The sequence below is a fragment of the Pantoea sp. GM_Pan_3 genome (assembly GCF_026541045.1).
GTDB lineage: Bacteria > Pseudomonadota > Gammaproteobacteria > Enterobacterales > Enterobacteriaceae > Pantoea > Pantoea anthophila.
Map to the genome: position 1 here is coordinate 875,811 of NZ_JALNVA010000001.1, position 15,899 is coordinate 891,709.

General features: G+C 60.2%; 14 protein-coding genes. 7 read left to right on the forward strand and 7 right to left on the reverse strand.

Going from position 1 to position 15,899, the window contains the following annotated elements; all coding sequences use genetic code 11:
• Positions 1 to 235 precede the first annotated feature (235 nt).
• Genes osmV through OXR04_RS04175 form a run of 4 tightly spaced genes read right to left on the reverse strand, consistent with a single transcriptional unit; the run spans position 236 to position 3,674 of the window.
• A complete protein-coding gene (gene osmV / locus OXR04_RS04160) occupies positions 236 to 1,372 on the reverse strand; it encodes an osmoprotectant ABC transporter ATP-binding protein OsmV (RefSeq protein ID WP_009090137.1) in 1,137 nt (378 codons plus the stop codon).
• Entirely contained in the window at positions 1,372 to 2,019 is a 648-nt protein-coding gene (gene osmW / locus OXR04_RS04165; RefSeq protein WP_058957927.1) for an osmoprotectant ABC transporter permease OsmW, read from the reverse strand. The genes osmV and osmW overlap by 1 nt, the downstream gene beginning before the upstream one ends.
• Positions 2,020 to 2,028: 9 nt before the next feature.
• Positions 2,029 to 2,940 carry a glycine betaine ABC transporter substrate-binding protein gene (locus tag OXR04_RS04170; RefSeq protein ID WP_267369312.1) on the reverse strand — a complete coding sequence of 304 codons (912 nt, stop codon included), beginning with the start codon at positions 2,938 to 2,940 and terminating at the stop codon, positions 2,029 to 2,031.
• A 17-nt stretch (positions 2,941 to 2,957) separates the two neighbouring features.
• Positions 2,958 to 3,674: an ABC transporter permease gene (locus OXR04_RS04175; protein ID WP_009090143.1), complete on the reverse strand. Its 717-nt coding sequence runs from the start codon at positions 3,672 to 3,674 to the stop codon at positions 2,958 to 2,960.
• 391 nt (positions 3,675 to 4,065) lie between these two features.
• Here OXR04_RS04175 and OXR04_RS04180 point away from each other — a divergent pair, with 391 nt between their 5' ends.
• Positions 4,066 to 5,532, forward strand: a complete 1,467-nt coding sequence (locus OXR04_RS04180) for an MDR family MFS transporter (protein ID WP_267369313.1) — start codon at positions 4,066 to 4,068, stop codon at positions 5,530 to 5,532.
• Positions 5,533 to 5,571: 39 nt separating this feature from the next.
• On the opposite strand, the gene OXR04_RS04185 is transcribed toward OXR04_RS04180, so the two are convergent.
• Positions 5,572 to 5,871 carry a DUF1161 domain-containing protein gene (locus OXR04_RS04185; protein ID WP_009090146.1) on the reverse strand — a complete coding sequence of 100 codons (300 nt, stop codon included), beginning with the start codon at positions 5,869 to 5,871 and terminating at the stop codon, positions 5,572 to 5,574.
• 45 nt (positions 5,872 to 5,916) lie between these two features.
• Positions 5,917 to 6,240, reverse strand: a complete 324-nt coding sequence (locus OXR04_RS04190) for a DUF1283 family protein (protein WP_058957929.1) — start codon at positions 6,238 to 6,240, stop codon at positions 5,917 to 5,919.
• A 133-nt stretch (positions 6,241 to 6,373) separates the two neighbouring features.
• On the opposite strand from OXR04_RS04190, the gene OXR04_RS04195 reads away from it, so the two are divergent.
• Positions 6,374 to 6,700, forward strand: a complete 327-nt coding sequence (locus tag OXR04_RS04195; RefSeq protein WP_058957952.1) for a YnfA family protein — start codon at positions 6,374 to 6,376, stop codon at positions 6,698 to 6,700.
• A 30-nt stretch (positions 6,701 to 6,730) separates the two neighbouring features.
• On the opposite strand, the gene ydfG is transcribed toward OXR04_RS04195, so the two are convergent.
• Entirely contained in the window at positions 6,731 to 7,477 is a 747-nt protein-coding gene (gene ydfG / locus OXR04_RS04200; RefSeq protein ID WP_009090152.1) for a bifunctional NADP-dependent 3-hydroxy acid dehydrogenase/3-hydroxypropionate dehydrogenase YdfG, read from the reverse strand.
• Positions 7,478 to 7,878: 401 nt separating this feature from the next.
• Between ydfG and guaD the strand changes: the two genes are divergently transcribed.
• From guaD to dcp, 5 genes are all read left to right on the forward strand, one after another.
• The gene (guaD, locus tag OXR04_RS04205; RefSeq protein WP_267369314.1) at positions 7,879 to 9,207 is read left to right on the forward strand and encodes a guanine deaminase; all 1,329 of its coding nucleotides are present in this window, start codon (positions 7,879 to 7,881) and stop codon (positions 9,205 to 9,207) included.
• Positions 9,204 to 10,646: a xanthine dehydrogenase small subunit gene (xdhA, locus tag OXR04_RS04210; RefSeq protein ID WP_267369315.1), complete on the forward strand. Its 1,443-nt coding sequence runs from the start codon at positions 9,204 to 9,206 to the stop codon at positions 10,644 to 10,646. The genes guaD and xdhA overlap by 4 nt, the downstream gene beginning before the upstream one ends.
• On the forward strand, positions 10,636 to 13,002 hold the full coding sequence (gene xdhB, locus OXR04_RS04215; RefSeq protein ID WP_267369316.1) for a xanthine dehydrogenase molybdopterin binding subunit: 2,367 nt from the start codon (positions 10,636 to 10,638) through the stop codon (positions 13,000 to 13,002). The genes xdhA and xdhB overlap by 11 nt, the downstream gene beginning before the upstream one ends.
• On the forward strand, positions 12,989 to 13,765 hold the full coding sequence (xdhC, locus tag OXR04_RS04220; protein WP_267369317.1) for a xanthine dehydrogenase accessory protein XdhC: 777 nt from the start codon (positions 12,989 to 12,991) through the stop codon (positions 13,763 to 13,765). Before xdhB ends, xdhC begins: the two co-directional genes overlap by 14 nt.
• A 61-nt stretch (positions 13,766 to 13,826) precedes the next feature.
• Positions 13,827 to 15,872, forward strand: a complete 2,046-nt coding sequence (gene dcp, locus OXR04_RS04225) for a peptidyl-dipeptidase Dcp (RefSeq protein ID WP_267369318.1) — start codon at positions 13,827 to 13,829, stop codon at positions 15,870 to 15,872.
• Positions 15,873 to 15,899 lie beyond the last annotated feature (27 nt).

Consider the following 15,899-nt stretch of genomic DNA (forward strand, 5'->3'; position numbering starts at 1 on the left):
TGCCAGCCTGTGGCCCGGCTTGCTGTAAGATCGCACCTGCGCAGGGAACAGGGTCAGATCGGAAAGACGCAAAAGATGTCATCCATGACAGGCCCGGCCCGCGCCATCCCTGGCGCGGGACGCTTTCCTCTTCTGACCCTGTTCCCTTCGCCTTAAGTAACGTTATTGCGGTTTAATTCGGGCCTGTCCACGGTAACAAAAAAGGGCCGTGTGGCCCTTTCATCTACAGAGGAGTCTACGTATTCAGACGACGACGCGTGCGGCCTGAACTCAGGTAGTCGGCGATATAATCCTGCGAAATCTCACCGCTGTAACGACCCTCCTCATCAACAATCGGCATCCAGACCGTGTTGTGTTCATAGAGCTTTGACAGCACCACGCGCAGGTTCTCTTCCGCTTTGCCGGTTACCTTAAAGGTGTGCAGGCGCTCTTCACAGCGGCCGCTGACGTTGCGCGCCTCGCGACGCTTCACGAAGCCCAGCGGTTTGCCATCCTCATCGACCACGGTAATCGAGCGCATATCGTTCTCATCCATGGTGCCAAAGGCTTCCTCCAGCGGCGTAGAACGACGCACGGTAATGGTGGGCTGCTGATCGGTGACGTCCCCCGCCTGCACCAGCAGCAGGCGCTTCAGCGTGCGGTCCTGACCGACAAACGAGCCGACGAAATCATTCGCCGGTGTGGCCAGCAGCTCATCCGGGCTGGCGCACTGCACGATCTTACCCTGACCAAACACCGCAATCCGGTCGCCGAGCTTCAGCGCCTCATCGATATCGTGACTCACCAGCATCACGGTTTTCTTCAGCTGACGCTGCATATCAAGAAACTCGTTCTGAATGACTTCACGGTTAATCGGGTCAACCGCCCCGAAAGGCTCATCCATCAGCAGCACCGGTGGATCCGCCGCCAGCGCACGAATCACCCCGATGCGCTGCTGCTGACCGCCGGACATCTCTCGCGGATAGCGATGCAGGAATTTAGTCGGGTCCAGCGCCACCATGCTCATCAGCTCGGTCGCGCGCTCGTGACACTGCTTCTTATCCCAGCCCAGCATGCGCGGCACCACGGTAATGTTCTCTTCGATGGTCATGTTCGGGAACAGTCCAATCTGCTGGATCACATAGCCGATGTTGCGACGCAGGGTGGTGGTATCCTGCGTACTGGTATCTTCGCCATTGATCAGAATCCGGCCACTGGTGGCAGGGATAAGGCGGTTAATCATCTTCAGGGTAGTGGTTTTTCCGCAGCCCGATGGCCCCAGCAGGACGCACATCTCACCGGCTGGCACATGCAGACTGACGTTATCGACGGCTTTATTGGTGGTACCGTTTTTCTGGGTAAAGGTTTTCGTCAGGTTTTCCAGCGTGATCATTATCGAATCCCCTTAGGAGTCAGCGCCTGCTGCAAACGGTGCAGCAGCCAGTCAAGAAAAATAGCCAGCAGACAGATCATCAGTGCCCCGGCAATTAACATGCGAATATCACTGCCGCTGATGCCATCCAGCAGCAGCTGGCCCAGGCCACCGGCTCCAATCACGGCGGCAATCGCCATGACGCCGACGTTCATCACCACGGCGGTGCGGATGCCGCCAAAAATGACCGGCAGCGCCATCGGGATCTCCACCCAGCGCAGACGCTGCCAGAAGGTCATACCGATACCACGACCCGCCTCACGCAGACCGCCCGGCAGGTTCTCCAGTGCGGTGTGCGTGTTGCGCACAATCGGCAGCAGAGAATAGAGGAACACAGCGGTGATGGCGGGCAGCGCACCAATGCCCTGACCGATCAGTGAAAAGAGCGGGATCATCAGACCAAATAGCGCAATGGTCGGGATGGTCAGCACCACGGTGGCGATGCCGAGAATCGGGGCCGCCAGCCAGCGGACCCGGACAATCAGAATGCCGAGCGGCACGCCAATGACAATCGCCAGTCCGACCGCGACCAGCACCAGCCAGCTGTGCTGCCAGCTCAGGGTCAGCAGGGTATTCCAGTTATCCATGATGTAGTGAAGGGTATCCACAGTGCCTCCTTACAGCATGTTTTTGGATTGAAGGAAATCACGCGCCACTTTCTCCGGCGACTGGTGATCGATGTCGACCCGCTTATTCAGCTCGGTAATCGCCTCATCGGTGATCTGCGCCGAGAGCTGATTGAGCGCGGTGTCCAGACCCGGATGGCTCGCCAGCACATCCTGACGCACCACGGGCGTCACGTTGTAGCTGGGGAAGAAATGCTTATCATCTTCCAGCACTTTCAGGTCAAATCCTTTTACCCGGCCATCGGTGGTGTAGATCAGACCGGCATCGACAAAGCCGTCGCGAATGGCGTTATAGACCAGGCCGGGGTCCATCTGCCGGATCTGCGGGCGATCCAGCGTCAGGTCGTAGGTTTTCTGCAGCGGCTTCATGCCGTCGGAACGCCCTGAAAACTCCAGGTCCAGCCCGAGTCGCCAGTTATGGTCCGGGTCGGTCTTCCGCACCTGCTCAATCTTTGCGACCAGCTGCGACATCGTGCTGATACCCTCTTTTTCGGCCCGTTTCCGGGTCATGGCAAAGGCGTAGGTGTTGTTCATCGGTGCCGGGTCAAGCCAGACCAGCCCCAGTTTTGCATCCAGTTTTTTCACCGTCTCATAGGCCTGCTGAGACGACATCGGCTGGCTGATGTGGTTGAAAATAATCAGTGAAGTCCCGGTGTACTCCCAGACCATATCGATCTGCTTATTCAGCAGCGCGTTACGGCCGATGGTGGTGGCAATATTCCGTTTGGGCACCACCTCAAAGCCTTTCTTCTTCAGCCACAGTACGGTCATGGCGGAGAGAATATGCTGCTCGGTGAAACTCTTGGTCGCCATCACCAGCGGGGCAGCCGCCTGTGCCGTCTGGCTTAGCAGCAGCGTCGCGGTAAGCGCCACCACGCTCTTCTTTATCCAGTGCGTTAGCATTGCAAAGCTCCTTGTGGTCAGACCGCCGCGTGCGGGCTCAGTAAGCGGCCCAGTGCAGCCAGCAACATATCCAGCACCAGTGCCACCAGTGCGGTAGCAACAGCGCCGAGGATCAGCGTCGGAAAGTCATTCAGATAGATGCCGGGGAAGATCAGCTCGCCGAAGCTGCTGGCCCCGATCAGGAACGCCAGCGGGGCGGTTCCGACATTAATGGCCGTTGCGATGCGCACGCCGGAGAGGATCACCGGCAGGGCATTCGGCAACTCCACCCGGCGCAGACGCTGCAGTTTAGTCATACCGATGCCGTTGGCGGCTTCAATCAGTGACGGGGGAACGGCGCTCAGGCCGGAGAAGGTGTTGCGGACGATAGGCAGCAGCGAGGCCAGAAACAGGGCTATCAGCGCCGGACGGTCGCCAATCCCGATAATGACCATCGCCAGAGCCAGCACCGCCAGCGGCGGCAGGGTGTTACCGATGTTGAAAATCTGCATCACATACTCGGCCCAGCGGCGGGCAAACGGGCGACTGAGCAGGATGCCGCTGGGAATACCGACCAGCAGGGCGAACAGCATTGACCAGAACACTAAGAAGAGGTGTTGTTGCCCGAGATAAAGCAGGTCGACCTTACGGGCGACCAGCTGATCCCAGCCGAGGCCCCAGATCAGCACCGCAATCACTGCGACCACTGCAAGCAGTGCCAGACCGGCGCGTCGGGCCAGTGAAGCATTTTGCATAGGAGAATCTCCCTGATAACGATCTCAATTGTTATAACAGCGCTAAACAGTCCGACAGATGCAGCAAAAAAGGCCGCCGCACCCAAAACCGAAACTGCGATAAAATGTAGACAAAATGCGTATTTACCTACTCTTTTTCAGTGAACACTGAGAAAGATGCTTTACTGCTATAGCAGCCCTTTACCCGGCAAGCCAGCTTTTCAGCCTTTCTCCGGCGAGTGAGAAACTGGTTAAAATGGTGTTAAGGCCGCGTAGCCACTGGGCTGATGCGTCAATAAAAAAAATTCATCGACTTTTAGTGACACCGTCACAGATGGTGCAGGAAATGCGCACGTTCAGGAAACTGCACGGGCTGATTTTCAGCTAGCCTTGCTGATAAAAAAGGAACCCTATGACTGAAAGTGCACAACTCCGGACCGGACACCGCCACTGGATACTGATTGCCTGCATGCTGGCGATGTTTATGGCGGCTATCGAAGTCACCATCGTGGCCACCGCCATGCCCACCATCATTGCCGACCTCGGCGGTTTTTCGCAGTTTGGCTGGGTCTTCTCCATCTATCTGCTGACGCAGGCGGTCAGCGTGCCGCTCTATGGCCGGCTGGCGGATAAGGTGGGGCGTAAAACCATGTTTTTTACCGGCACCTCCCTTTTCCTGCTCGGATCGGTGTTGTGTGGCTTCGCCCACTCCATGACCTGGCTGATCCTCTTCCGGGCGTTTCAGGGGCTGGGGGCGGGGGCCATCATGCCGATCAGCTCCACCATCGTGGCGGACATCTATTCGCCGCGCGAGCGCGCCAGCGTTCAGGGCTGGCTCTCCAGCGTCTGGGGAGTGGCGGCCATCGTCGGGCCGCTGACCGGAGCCTGGCTGGTGCAGCACTTCAGCTGGTCCGTGATTTTCTGGGTCAATCTGCCGATTGGCCTGATCAGCATGCTGATGCTGGCGCGCTGGTTACCGGCGCATCAGCAGGAGGAGAAATCGGCTCCCCTCAACCTCGCGGGCAGCGGCTGGCTGATGCTCTGCGTCTCCGCGCTGCTGGTGGCGCTGTTGCAGGCGGAGCTGCTCGGATACTGGCTGATCCCTTTTCTGCTCTGTTCACTGCTGGCAGGCTGGCAGCTGAAACGCCACGAGCAGCGGGCCGCGGCACCGCTGTTTCCGCTGGTGATCTGGCGCAGCCGGCTGATCATTGCCGGTAATGCGGGCAACCTGATTATCGGGGCGGCCATGATGGGGATCAGTGCGTTTCTGCCGACCTGGATTCAGGGGATCAGGGGCGGCACGCCGTTACAGGCGGGCAGCGCGCTGGCGATGATGTCGATTGGCTGGCCGCTGGCCAGTACCCTGAGCGGCAGGCTGATGCTGCTGACCTCCTATCGCTTTACCGCCCAGCTCGGCGCGCTGCTGCTGGTCAGCGGCAGCGCCTTACTGCTGCTGCTTCAGCCCGCGAGCTCACTCTATCAGGCGGGCTTTACCGCCTTCCTGATTGGCACCGGCATGGGGATGACCAGCACCACGTTTCTGGTCTCCGTGCAAAACGAGGCGGACTATCAGATTCGCGGCATCTGTACTGCCTCGGTGATGTTCAGCAGGATGATCGGTTCGGCGGTGGGCACGGCGATCATGGGGGCGGTGCTCAATCTCAATCTGCAGTGGCGGCTGCCGCAGGTGGCCGATCCGGTGCAGCAGATTATGTCTGAACCCAGCCGTCAGCAGCTGGCGCCACAGGCGCTGCAGCAGATGGTGCAGGCGATTGCCGCCTCACTGCACTGGGTGTTTGTGGTGGCGCTGGTGATTGCGCTGTTTGCGCTGGGTGTGGCGTGGATGATGCCGCGTCAGCGGCCGGAACAGGCGGAGTAAACGGCAGGGCGACAGACCGTCGCCCTGATTAACACAGGTTTATTGCTGCGCAGGTGCGTCCTGAGAACTGCCGGCACTGGCAGGCACGCTGGCCTCGTCATCCCGGCCGGTGCGCTTGTAAACAATCTTCTGGCTGTCGTTTTCACAATGCCCGACCACCTGACCGCCCGCCTGATCGACCTGATCGTTGGCGACGATGTCGAGAGTGAAGCCCGATTCAGGCACGCCGTTCTGAACAATTTTCTGACTGATGTCGGCTTTTACCGATTCGCAGGAAGCCTGCGCCATCAGCGGCAGCGAGAACAACGCTGCGGTGAACAAAACCCTCTGTAGCTTCATCACGTCTTCCTTATGTTAGTCGTCCGTCATTACTATAGCGCAAATTCAGGGAGTGACCGGGCGGCCTGAGCGGCGGTCCAGACAGCGCAGGGTGTTGGGCTCCCAGTAGGCGTTCAGATTGAGGCTCTGCTCGCACTTGTCGCGGGTGTCGAACGCGCGGTCGGTTTTATCAAACTCTTTTTCTACGCGGCTGTTCACCTTGTTGCGCAGCATCCGCGTGTCATTCCATTGCTCTTTATTCTGGCGAGCCGCTTCGTTACTCAGCGCAGAACTGCCATCTTCGATGATCAGGCGGTTGGTGGTCGCACCCGCCGTGAAGGCGGAACCAGACAGCAGAACCAGAAGCAGAGCAGGGATCATTTTTTTCATCAGACTATCCTTTCGTTATCGCCAACATCGCCATCCGGGACGGCTGTTGCAGCGGGTCCGGGTAGTATATCATCGCCGTTTCTTTGCTCACCAGTGGTGCGTGGTTTGTTTAAGTTCAGGAGAGGTATGGGTGCTGATTAAAACCGCCTTGCTGTTTTTTATCACCGCCCTGGCGGAGATCACGGGCTGCTTTCTGCCGTGGTTATGGCTGAAAAAAGGCGGCCCGATCTGGCTGTTACTGCCGGCGGCGGCCAGCCTGGCGCTGTTTGTCTGGCTGCTGACCCTGCATCCTGCCGCCAGCGGCCGGGTCTATGCCGCGTATGGGGGCGTCTATGTGCTCACCGCGCTGCTCTGGCTGCGGGTGGTGGATGGCGTGAAGCTGAGCGTCTGGGACTGGAGTGGCGCACTGATCGCGTTCAGCGGCATGCTGATTATCGTTCTGGGCTGGGGACGTGGCTAGCGCCAGCCGGGAGAGCTGGCGCACAGAGGATTAAGGCTTGTGCACCTTCAGGCCCGCCAGCGTCTGGCTGACCGGCATCATCTCCAGCGTATTGATATTGACGTGCGCTGGCAGTGTGGCCACCCAGTAAACAGCTTCCGTGACATCTTCCGGGGTCAGGGCGGTGGCACCCTCATAGACCTGACCGGCTTTGTCATCATCACCTTTAAAGCGGACGTTAGAGAACTCGGTGCCGCCCACCAGCCCCGGTTCGATATCGGTCACGCGCAGCGCGGTGCCGTGCAGATCGGTGCGCAGGTTCAGGCTGAACTGCCGCACAAACGCCTTAGTGGCCCCATAAACGTTGCCGCCGGCATAGGGCCAGCTACCGGCAATCGAGCCGATATTGATGATATGGCCCACGTTACGCTCGACCATCTGTGGCAGCAGGGCGCGGGTCATATAGACCAGGCCTTTCGTGTTGGTATCGATCATGTTTTCCCAGTCTTCCACACTGGCTTTGTGCGCGGGCTCTATGCCCAGCGCCAGACCGGCGTTGTTCACCAGGATATCGATAGCGCGCCACGCCGCCGGTAACTGCGCCACAGCTTCTTCGATGGCGGCGCGGTTCCGCACATCCAGCTGGACGGTGTAGAGATTCTCACCCAGCTCATCTTTCAGCGCTTTTAAGCGTTCGGCGCGGCGTCCGCTGGCGATCACTTTGTGCCCGTTTTTGATAAAGCGGCGGGTAATACTTTCACCAAAACCGGCCGTCGCACCGGTGACAAAAATAATCATCTCACTGTTCCTTATGCCATTTTCAACGTCGATGGCTTCACCATAGCATGCCATTTCGGCTTCTGCGCGCAGAAAAACGGGCAGGGGGGTAAACCCCTTTTTACGGGCAACGTCCTGCGCCTTTTCGGGGCGCACTGCACCGTTAAGGGGCAGGGCAGCAGCCAGCCTGTGCGTCAGACACGCCGCCAGAATCGGCAATTGCGCTTCGCAACCGATTGCGACATGAAAGCAAACGGTTGCTATGATTTTAACAGGCTATTTTGTTGCGCAACAGGCGGAAGTTTCTATAAATACCTGATATTTATCGATTTTAAATCAGGGTAAATCTGGCACACAGGTTGCAGAGAGTTAAACAGAGAGTTAACTGCACCACCTCATCGCACTTTCAGAAAGGAAACAGCATGCACCCAGCAACCGACACGGCGATACGCGCCAGCTTCTTTGACTTCACCGGCGTGGTGGAGCATCCCGACGATCTGGCGACGCAGGCCCGCTATCTGGAGGATGGCGTGTTGCTGCTGCGTGACGGACGTGTGGCCGGTCTGGAGAGCTGGGAGACGGCTGAGGCGAAGCTGGCGGGTCTGCCGGTTACTGACCTGCGCGGCCGGCTGATCGTGCCGGGCTTTGTGGACACCCACATACACTATCCGCAGACGGAGATGATCGGTGCCTTTGGCGAACAGCTGCTGGAGTGGCTGAATCACTACACATTCCCGGTGGAGGCGCAGTATCACTGCCCGGATCATGCCGCCCGGATGTCCGCCTTTTTCCTGCATCAGCTGCTCTCCAATGGCACCACCAGCGCGCTGGTCTTTGGTACCGTGCACCCGCAGTCGGTCGAGGCGCTGTTCAGCGCCGCCGAAGCGCTGAACATGCGGCTGATTGCCGGGAAAGTGATGATGGATCGCAATGCGCCCGACAACCTTACGGAAACCCCGGAACAGAGCTATCAGCAGACCCGGGCACTGATTGAACGCTGGCATCAGCGCGGCCGACTGAGCTATGCGCTGACGCCGCGTTTTGCCCCGACCTCTTCGCCGCAGCTGCTGGAAAAAGTGCAGCAGCTGCGTCAGGAGTTTCCCGACACCTGGCTGCACACCCATCTCAGCGAAAACCCGCAGGAGGTGGCCTGGGTTAAAGCACTCTTTCCGGAACGCGACGGCTATCTGGATGTGTACCACCATCATCAGCTCACCGGCCGCCGCAGCGTGTTTGCCCACTGCCTGCATCTGGAAGAGAAGGAGTGGCAGTGTATGCACGACACCGACTCCTCAATTGCCTTCTGTCCCACCTCTAACCTGTTCCTCGGCAGCGGCCTGTTTAATCTGAAACGCAGCTGGCAGCAGGGCGTGAAGGTGGGGGTGGGCACCGATGTCGGCGCGGGCACCACCTTTAACATGCTGCAGACCCTGGGCGAAGCCTACAAGGTGGGCCAGTTGCAGCACTACCGGCTCAGCGCCGCCGAAGCCTTTTATCACGCGACGCTGGGCGGGGCGCGGGCACTCGATCTCGACCACGCCATCGGGAATTTCAACACCGGCAAAGAGGCGGATTTTGTGGTGCTCGATCCGGCGGTTTCTGCCCTGCAGCAGCTGCGCATCGGCAACAGCAAAGATATCTGGGAAAAACTTTTTGTCTTAATGACGCTGGGCGACGACCGCAATATTGCCCAGACCTGGGTGGCCGGTCGTCCGGTCTGGCAGCGTGACGCACAGGAGCAAGCCGCATGATCCAGTTTCTGCTCAACAACCAGCTGGTCAGCGAAACCGCGCTCGACCCCAATCTCACTATCCTTAACTATCTGCGAACCCGCCAGCAGCGGCCCGGCACCAAAGAGGGCTGCGCCTCAGGCGACTGTGGCGCCTGCAGCGTCACCCTGGGCAAAGCAGTGGATGGCAGGATGCAGTATGAAACGGTCAACAGCTGTCTGACCCTGGTCTCCACGCTGCAGGGTAAACAGCTGATCACGGTTGAAGATTTACGTCACGGACGGGCGCTTCACCCAGCGCAGCAGGCGATGGTTGACTGCCACGGCTCGCAGTGCGGCTTCTGCACGCCGGGCTTTGTGATGTCGCTGTTCACGCTGCAAAAAAATGCTACGGGCTGGGATCGTCATCAGGCGGAAACCGCGCTGGCGGGTAATCTCTGCCGCTGCACCGGCTACCGGCCCATCATGGCGGCCGCCGAGCAGCTCTGTTCGCAGCCGGTGACGGATCAGTTTGATCACAGCGCCGCGGGGACCGTGCAGCGTCTTGAAGCGCTGGCGACCCCGGAGATGCAGGAGACGGGCGCAGCGGGGCGGCGCTGCTTCCTGCCCAAAACCCCGGCGCAGCTGGCGGAGATCTATCTGGCGCATCCCGAAGCGGTACTGATTGCCGGAGGCACCGATCTCAGCCTGCAGATCACCCAGCAGCATAAAAGGCTGCCGCTGCTCATCGCCCTGGAGCAGGTTGCCGCGCTCAAGGTCTGCAGTGAATTTGATGACCATTATCTGCTGGGTGCAGGCGCGTCGCTGCAACAGGTCAGCGATTTTCTGGCCAGCCGCATCCCTGGCGTAAGCGAGATGCTGCAACGCTTTGCCTCCCTGCAAATCCGTCTGCAGGGCACGCTGGGCGGTAATATCGGCAACGCCTCTCCAATCGGAGACGCGTCGCCCATGCTGCTGGCACTGAACGCCAGCCTGATACTGCAACGCGGCGAGCAGCAGCGCTGCCTGCCGCTGAACGACTTTTTTACCGGCTACCGGCAGACCCGGCTGGAAAAAAGCGAGTTTATCCGCGCGATTCGTATCGATAAGGTGACGGTGTCACCTGATTTTGTCGCCTGGAAAGTTTCCAAACGGCTGGATGACGATATCTCGGCGGTCTTTGCTGCCTTTAACCTGCACACCGAACAGGGCATCGTGACCGACGCCCGCGTCGCCTTTGGCGGCATGGCGACCACGCCGCAGCGGGCACAGCACTGTGAACAGGCGTTGATCGGTCAGCCCCTTAATGCCGTGACGGTGTCACGTGCAGCGGCCGCACTGGCCGACGATTTCCAGCCGCTCTCCGATTTTCGTGCCAGCAGCACCTATCGGCTGCAGGTGGCGCGTAACCTGCTGCGCCGCTTTCTTCATCGCTATAACGGCGAAATAACCTGTACCGAGGTGACCCGCTATGTCTCATAACCGTCCTGAACTCAACGAAGCGGTAATCAAGGCGCAGTATGCCGCCGATCTGCAGAGCGGCGTGGGCCGCAGTAACCGCCATGAAAGTGCGGAAAAACATGTCTCCGGGGAAGCGCGCTTCATCGACGACAAGCCGGAGTTGCCGGGTCTGCTGCATCTCTGTCCGCGCCTGAGCGAGCATGCACATGCGCGGATTGTGCGCATCGACGTGCAGCCCTGCTACGCCGTGCCGGGCGTGGTCAGCGTGTTAACCTGGCAGGACGTTCCCGGTATCAATGATGTCGGGCCGCTGGAGCCGGGCGATCCGCTGCTGGCGCATGACAAAGTCGACTATCTGGGGCAGATCGTCCTCGCCGTCGCGGCGGAGTCGCCGGAGGCGGCCCGCCTCGGTGCCGCCGCCGCAGTAATTGACTATGAGGTGCTGGAACCGCTGCTGGATGTGGAGCAGGCGCTGGCGCAGCGCAGTTTCGTTCAGGAACCGCACGTGCATCAGCGCGGTGATGTGGAAGCGGCGCTGGCACGCGCGCCGCATCGGGTCAGCGGCGCGTTTCACATCGGCGGACAGGAGCATTTTTATCTGGAAACCCAGACGGCGATGGTGATCCCCGGCGAAGATCACCAGCTGCAGGTCTTCTCCTCAACGCAGAACCCCACCGAAGTGCAGAAGCTGGTGGCAGAGGTGATGGGCATCAGCCTGAATCAGGTGACCATTGATATGCGGCGTATGGGCGGCGGCTTTGGCGGCAAAGAGACGCAGGCGGCCGGTGTGGCCTGCCTCTGCGCCATTGTCGCCCGTCAGACCGGGCGGGCGGCGAAGATGCGGCTCTCCCGCCGCGACGATATGCGTGTCACCGGCAAACGTCACCCCTTCTTTGTGCGTTATGAGGCGGGCGTGGAGGAGGATGGCCGGCTGTGCGGCATCAAAATCGATCTGGCGGGAAACTGCGGTTATTCACTGGATCTCAGCGGATCGATTGTCGATCGTGCCATGTTTCATGCCGATAACGCCTATTACCTTGGCGATGCGCGGATCACCGGCTATCGCTGCCGCACCAATACTGCCTCTAACACCGCCTATCGCGGGTTTGGCGGCCCGCAGGGAATGGTGGCCATCGAGCAGATTATGGATCACATCGCGCGGGAACGCGGGCTGGACCCGCTGGAACTGCGCAAGCGTAACTACTATGGCAAGCAGGAGCGCAACATCACTCATTACCACCAGCAGGTAGAGGACAATCTGCTGGATGAGATCACGGCGCAGCTGGAGGCCAGCAGCGACTATCAGGCGCGCCGGGCGGAGATCAGCGCCTTCAACGCCCGCAGCCCGCTGCTGAAGCGCGGACTGGCGCTGACGCCGGTGAAATTCGGCATCTCCTTTACCTCCAGCTTTCTCAATCAGGCAGGTGCCCTGATCCTGATTTACACCGACGGCACGGTGCAGCTAAACCACGGCGGCACCGAGATGGGCCAGGGACTGAACACCAAAGTGATCCAGATTGTCGCCGAGGTGCTGCAGATTGAGGTCGATAAGATCCAGATCACCGCCACCGACACCGGTAAAGTGCCTAACACCTCGCCAACCGCGGCCTCCAGCGGCGCGGATCTCAACGGCAAAGCGGCGCAGAATGCCGCTGAGATCCTGCGTGACAGAATGACGGAGATGCTCTGCAGGCTGCATGATTGTGATGCCAGCGCGGTGAGTTTCCGCAACGGCGTGGTGCGCGCCGGGGATAAGCACTACACCTTCGCCGAGGTGGCAAAGCTGGCGTGGCTGAATCAGGTGCCGCTCTCCGCCACCGGCTACTACCGCGTGCCGGGGATTCATTACGACCGGCTGGCGGGGCGCGGTAAGCCGTTCTACTACTTTGCCTACGGTGCTGCCTGCTGCGAGGTGGTGATCGACACTTTAACCGGTGAATCGCGCCTGCTGCGTGCCGACATCCTGCATGATGTCGGGGCTTCGCTGAATCCGGCCATCGATATCGGTCAGGTGGAAGGGGGATTTGTGCAGGGCGTGGGCTGGCTCACCTGTGAAGAGCTGGTCTGGAACGACAAAGGTCAGCTGCTGACCGATGGACCGGCGAGCTACAAAATTCCGGCCATCAGTGATGTGCCAGCCGATCTCAGGGTCACGCTGGTGGAGAACCGCAGGAATCCAAAGGATACGGTGTTCCACTCCAAAGCCGTGGGTGAGCCGCCGTTTATGCTGGGCATTGCCGCCTGGTGTGCGCTGCAGGATGCGGTTGCCAGCGTCGCCGACTACCGGCAGCACCCTCATCTGGATGCCCCTGCCACGCCGGAGCGGATCTTCTGGGGCGTGCAGCGTCTGGCAGGAGCAGAACATGATTTACCATGACTGGATAGGCGTCCTGCATCAGCTGCGGGAGAAGCGGCAGAGCTGCGTCCTGGTCACCGTGCTCAGCGAGCACGGTTCGGTGCCGCGTGACAGCGGCAGCAAAATGGTGGTGACGCAGCAGGAGAGCTTCCTCACCATTGGCGGCGGTCATCTGGAGTTTCAGTGCATCGCCCAGGCCAGGCTGATGCTGCAGAGCGGGGCAGGCGCGCCCCACACCGAGGAGTACAGCCTGGGCGCACGACTGGGCCAGTGCTGCGGCGGCAAAACCACACTGCTGTTTGAGCCTCTGCTGCAGGCGCAGCCGGAAATCTATCTGTTCGGCGCCGGGCATGTCGGCCAGGCGCTGGTGAACCTGCTCTCTACGTTACCCTGTCACATCAACTGGATCGACAGTCGTCCCGGTCAGTTCGGCCACGTGCCTGCCGGTGTGGTGACCCAGCAGCCGGAGGAGCCGATCGAGTGCGTGGCGGAGGCTCCCGCCGGGAGCTACTTCATTATCATGACCCACCACCATCCGCTCGATTTTGCGCTGTGCGAAGCGGTGCTGAAACGCAACGACTTTGCCTATGCCGGGGTGATCGGTTCAGAAACGAAAAACCAGCGTTTTCGCTACCGGCTCGCTGGCCGTGGCGTCGGCACGGAACCGCTGGCGCGGCTGCGCTGTCCGATCGGTCTGCCTGACGTCAAAGGCAAGCTGCCCGCCGAAATCGCCGTGGCGATTGCAGGTGAAATAATCAGCGTCTATCAGCAGCGCATCGCCTGAGTTGTCGCCTCAGCCGCAACCTGTCAGGAAAGGTCTTTGCGATGCCCATCAGGAGCGAACCATGAACGCCCGTCAGAATCCCTTCTTCAGCGTCAGCACACTGCCTTATCAGGCGCCCCCTTTTGATCAGATCCAGCAGCAGGACTTCCTGCCCGCGCTTGAGGCGGGCATTGCGGAAAAGCGTCGGGAGATCGATGCGATTGCCCATAACAGCGAGGCTCCCACCTTTTCCAACACCTATGAGGCGCTGGAGAAGAGTGGACAACTGCTCAACCGGGTCAATCTGGTGTTCAGCGCCATGACCTCCGCGCATACCAGCCCCTTGCTGCAGCAGGTGGATGAGGAGATTGCGCCGCAGCTCACCGCACTTAACGATGACATCATGCTCAACCGGCCGCTCTTTTCCCGGCTTGACGCTGTCTATCTGCAGCGCGCCAGCCTGGACAGCGAATCAAAGCGGCTGGTCGAGGTGGTCTGGCAGCGCTTTCAGCTGGCGGGAGCTAACCTGCCGGAGGCGCAGAAACTGCAGCTCAAAACGCTGAATCAGGAGGCGGCGCGTCTCAGCACCCGCTTCACCAATAAACTGCTGGCGGCGACGCAGGCGGGCGGTCTGGTGGTCCGGGATGCGCAGCAGCTGGCGGGGCTCTCCCCGGCCGACCTCGCGGTGGCGCAGGCGGAAGCGCGGGCGCGCGGGCTGGAAAACAGCTGGCTGCTGGTGCTGCAGAACACCACGCAGCAACCGGCGCTGCAGAGTCTTTCCGATCGGGCGACCCGTGAAGCGCTGTTTCAGGCGGGCGTGACGCGCACGGAAAAAGGGGATGACAACGATACCCGCGAGCTGGTGTTACGGCTGGCGCAGGTCAGGGCGGAGCAGGCCCGGCTGCTGGGCTTTACCAGCTATGCCGCCTGGAAGCTGCAGGATCAGATGGCAAAAACCCCTGAGGCGGCGCTGGCCTTTATGCGCAACATCGTGCCTGCCGCGCGCGCCCGTGCGGAACGGGAAGCCGCCGCGATACAGCAGACGATCGATCAGCAGCAGGGCGATTTTCTCCTGCAGGCCTGGGACTGGCGTTTTTATGCCGAACAGGTGCGGCGTGCCCGTTACGATCTGGATGAAAGCCAGATCAAACCCTATTTCGAGCTGAACGCGGTGCTGCACAATGGCGTCTTCGAGGCGGCAACCCGGCTCTATGGCATCCGTTTTACGCCACGTCAGGATCTGCCGGTTTATCACCCGGATGTGCAGGTCTATGAGATTTTCGATGCTGATGAGACCCCGCTGGCGCTCTTCTACACCGATTTCTTTAAGCGCGACAGTAAAGGCGGCGGCGCCTGGATGAGTAATTTTGTAAATCAGTCGACGCTGCTCGACAGCAAACCAGTGATCTACAACGTCTGCAACTACACAAAACCGCCTGCCGGTGAGCCGGCGCTGCTGAGCTGGGATGACGTGATCACGATGTTCCACGAATTTGGTCATACGCTGCACGGCCTGTTTGCCACGCAGCGCTATCCGGGTCTCTCAGGCACCGAAACCCCGCGCGATTTCGTCGAATTCCCGTCGCAGATTAACGAGCACTGGGCCAGCGAGCCGTCACTGTTCCGTCACTACGCCCGTCACTATCAGACCGGGGAGGCGATGCCGGATGCGCTGCATGAGAAGATCGTCCGCGCCGCTCAGTTCAACAAAGGCTATGAGATGAGCGAGCTGCTGGCTGCCGCCCTGCTGGATCAGCACTGGCACGGCCTGACGCCGGACAACGCACCGCAAAGCGTGGCGGGATTTGAGCAGCAGTCGCTGCAGAGCGACAACCTGGCGCTGGCGGCGGTACCTCCGCGCTATCGCTCCAGCTATTTCCAGCACATCTGGGGCGGCGGCTATGCTGCCGGGTATTACGCCTATATCTGGACGCAGATGCTGGCGGACGATGGCTATCAGTGGTTTGTGGAGCATGGCGGGCTGACGCGGGAAAACGGCGAGATCTTCCGGCAGAAAATTCTGTCGCGGGGCAACAGCAGCGATCTGAAAACGCTGTATGAAAGCTGGCGGGGCGCCGCGCCTCAGCTGGAGCCGATGCTGAAAAATCGCGGTCTGGCGGAGGAGTAAGGTGACGGGCTGTCTCACTGACAGCCC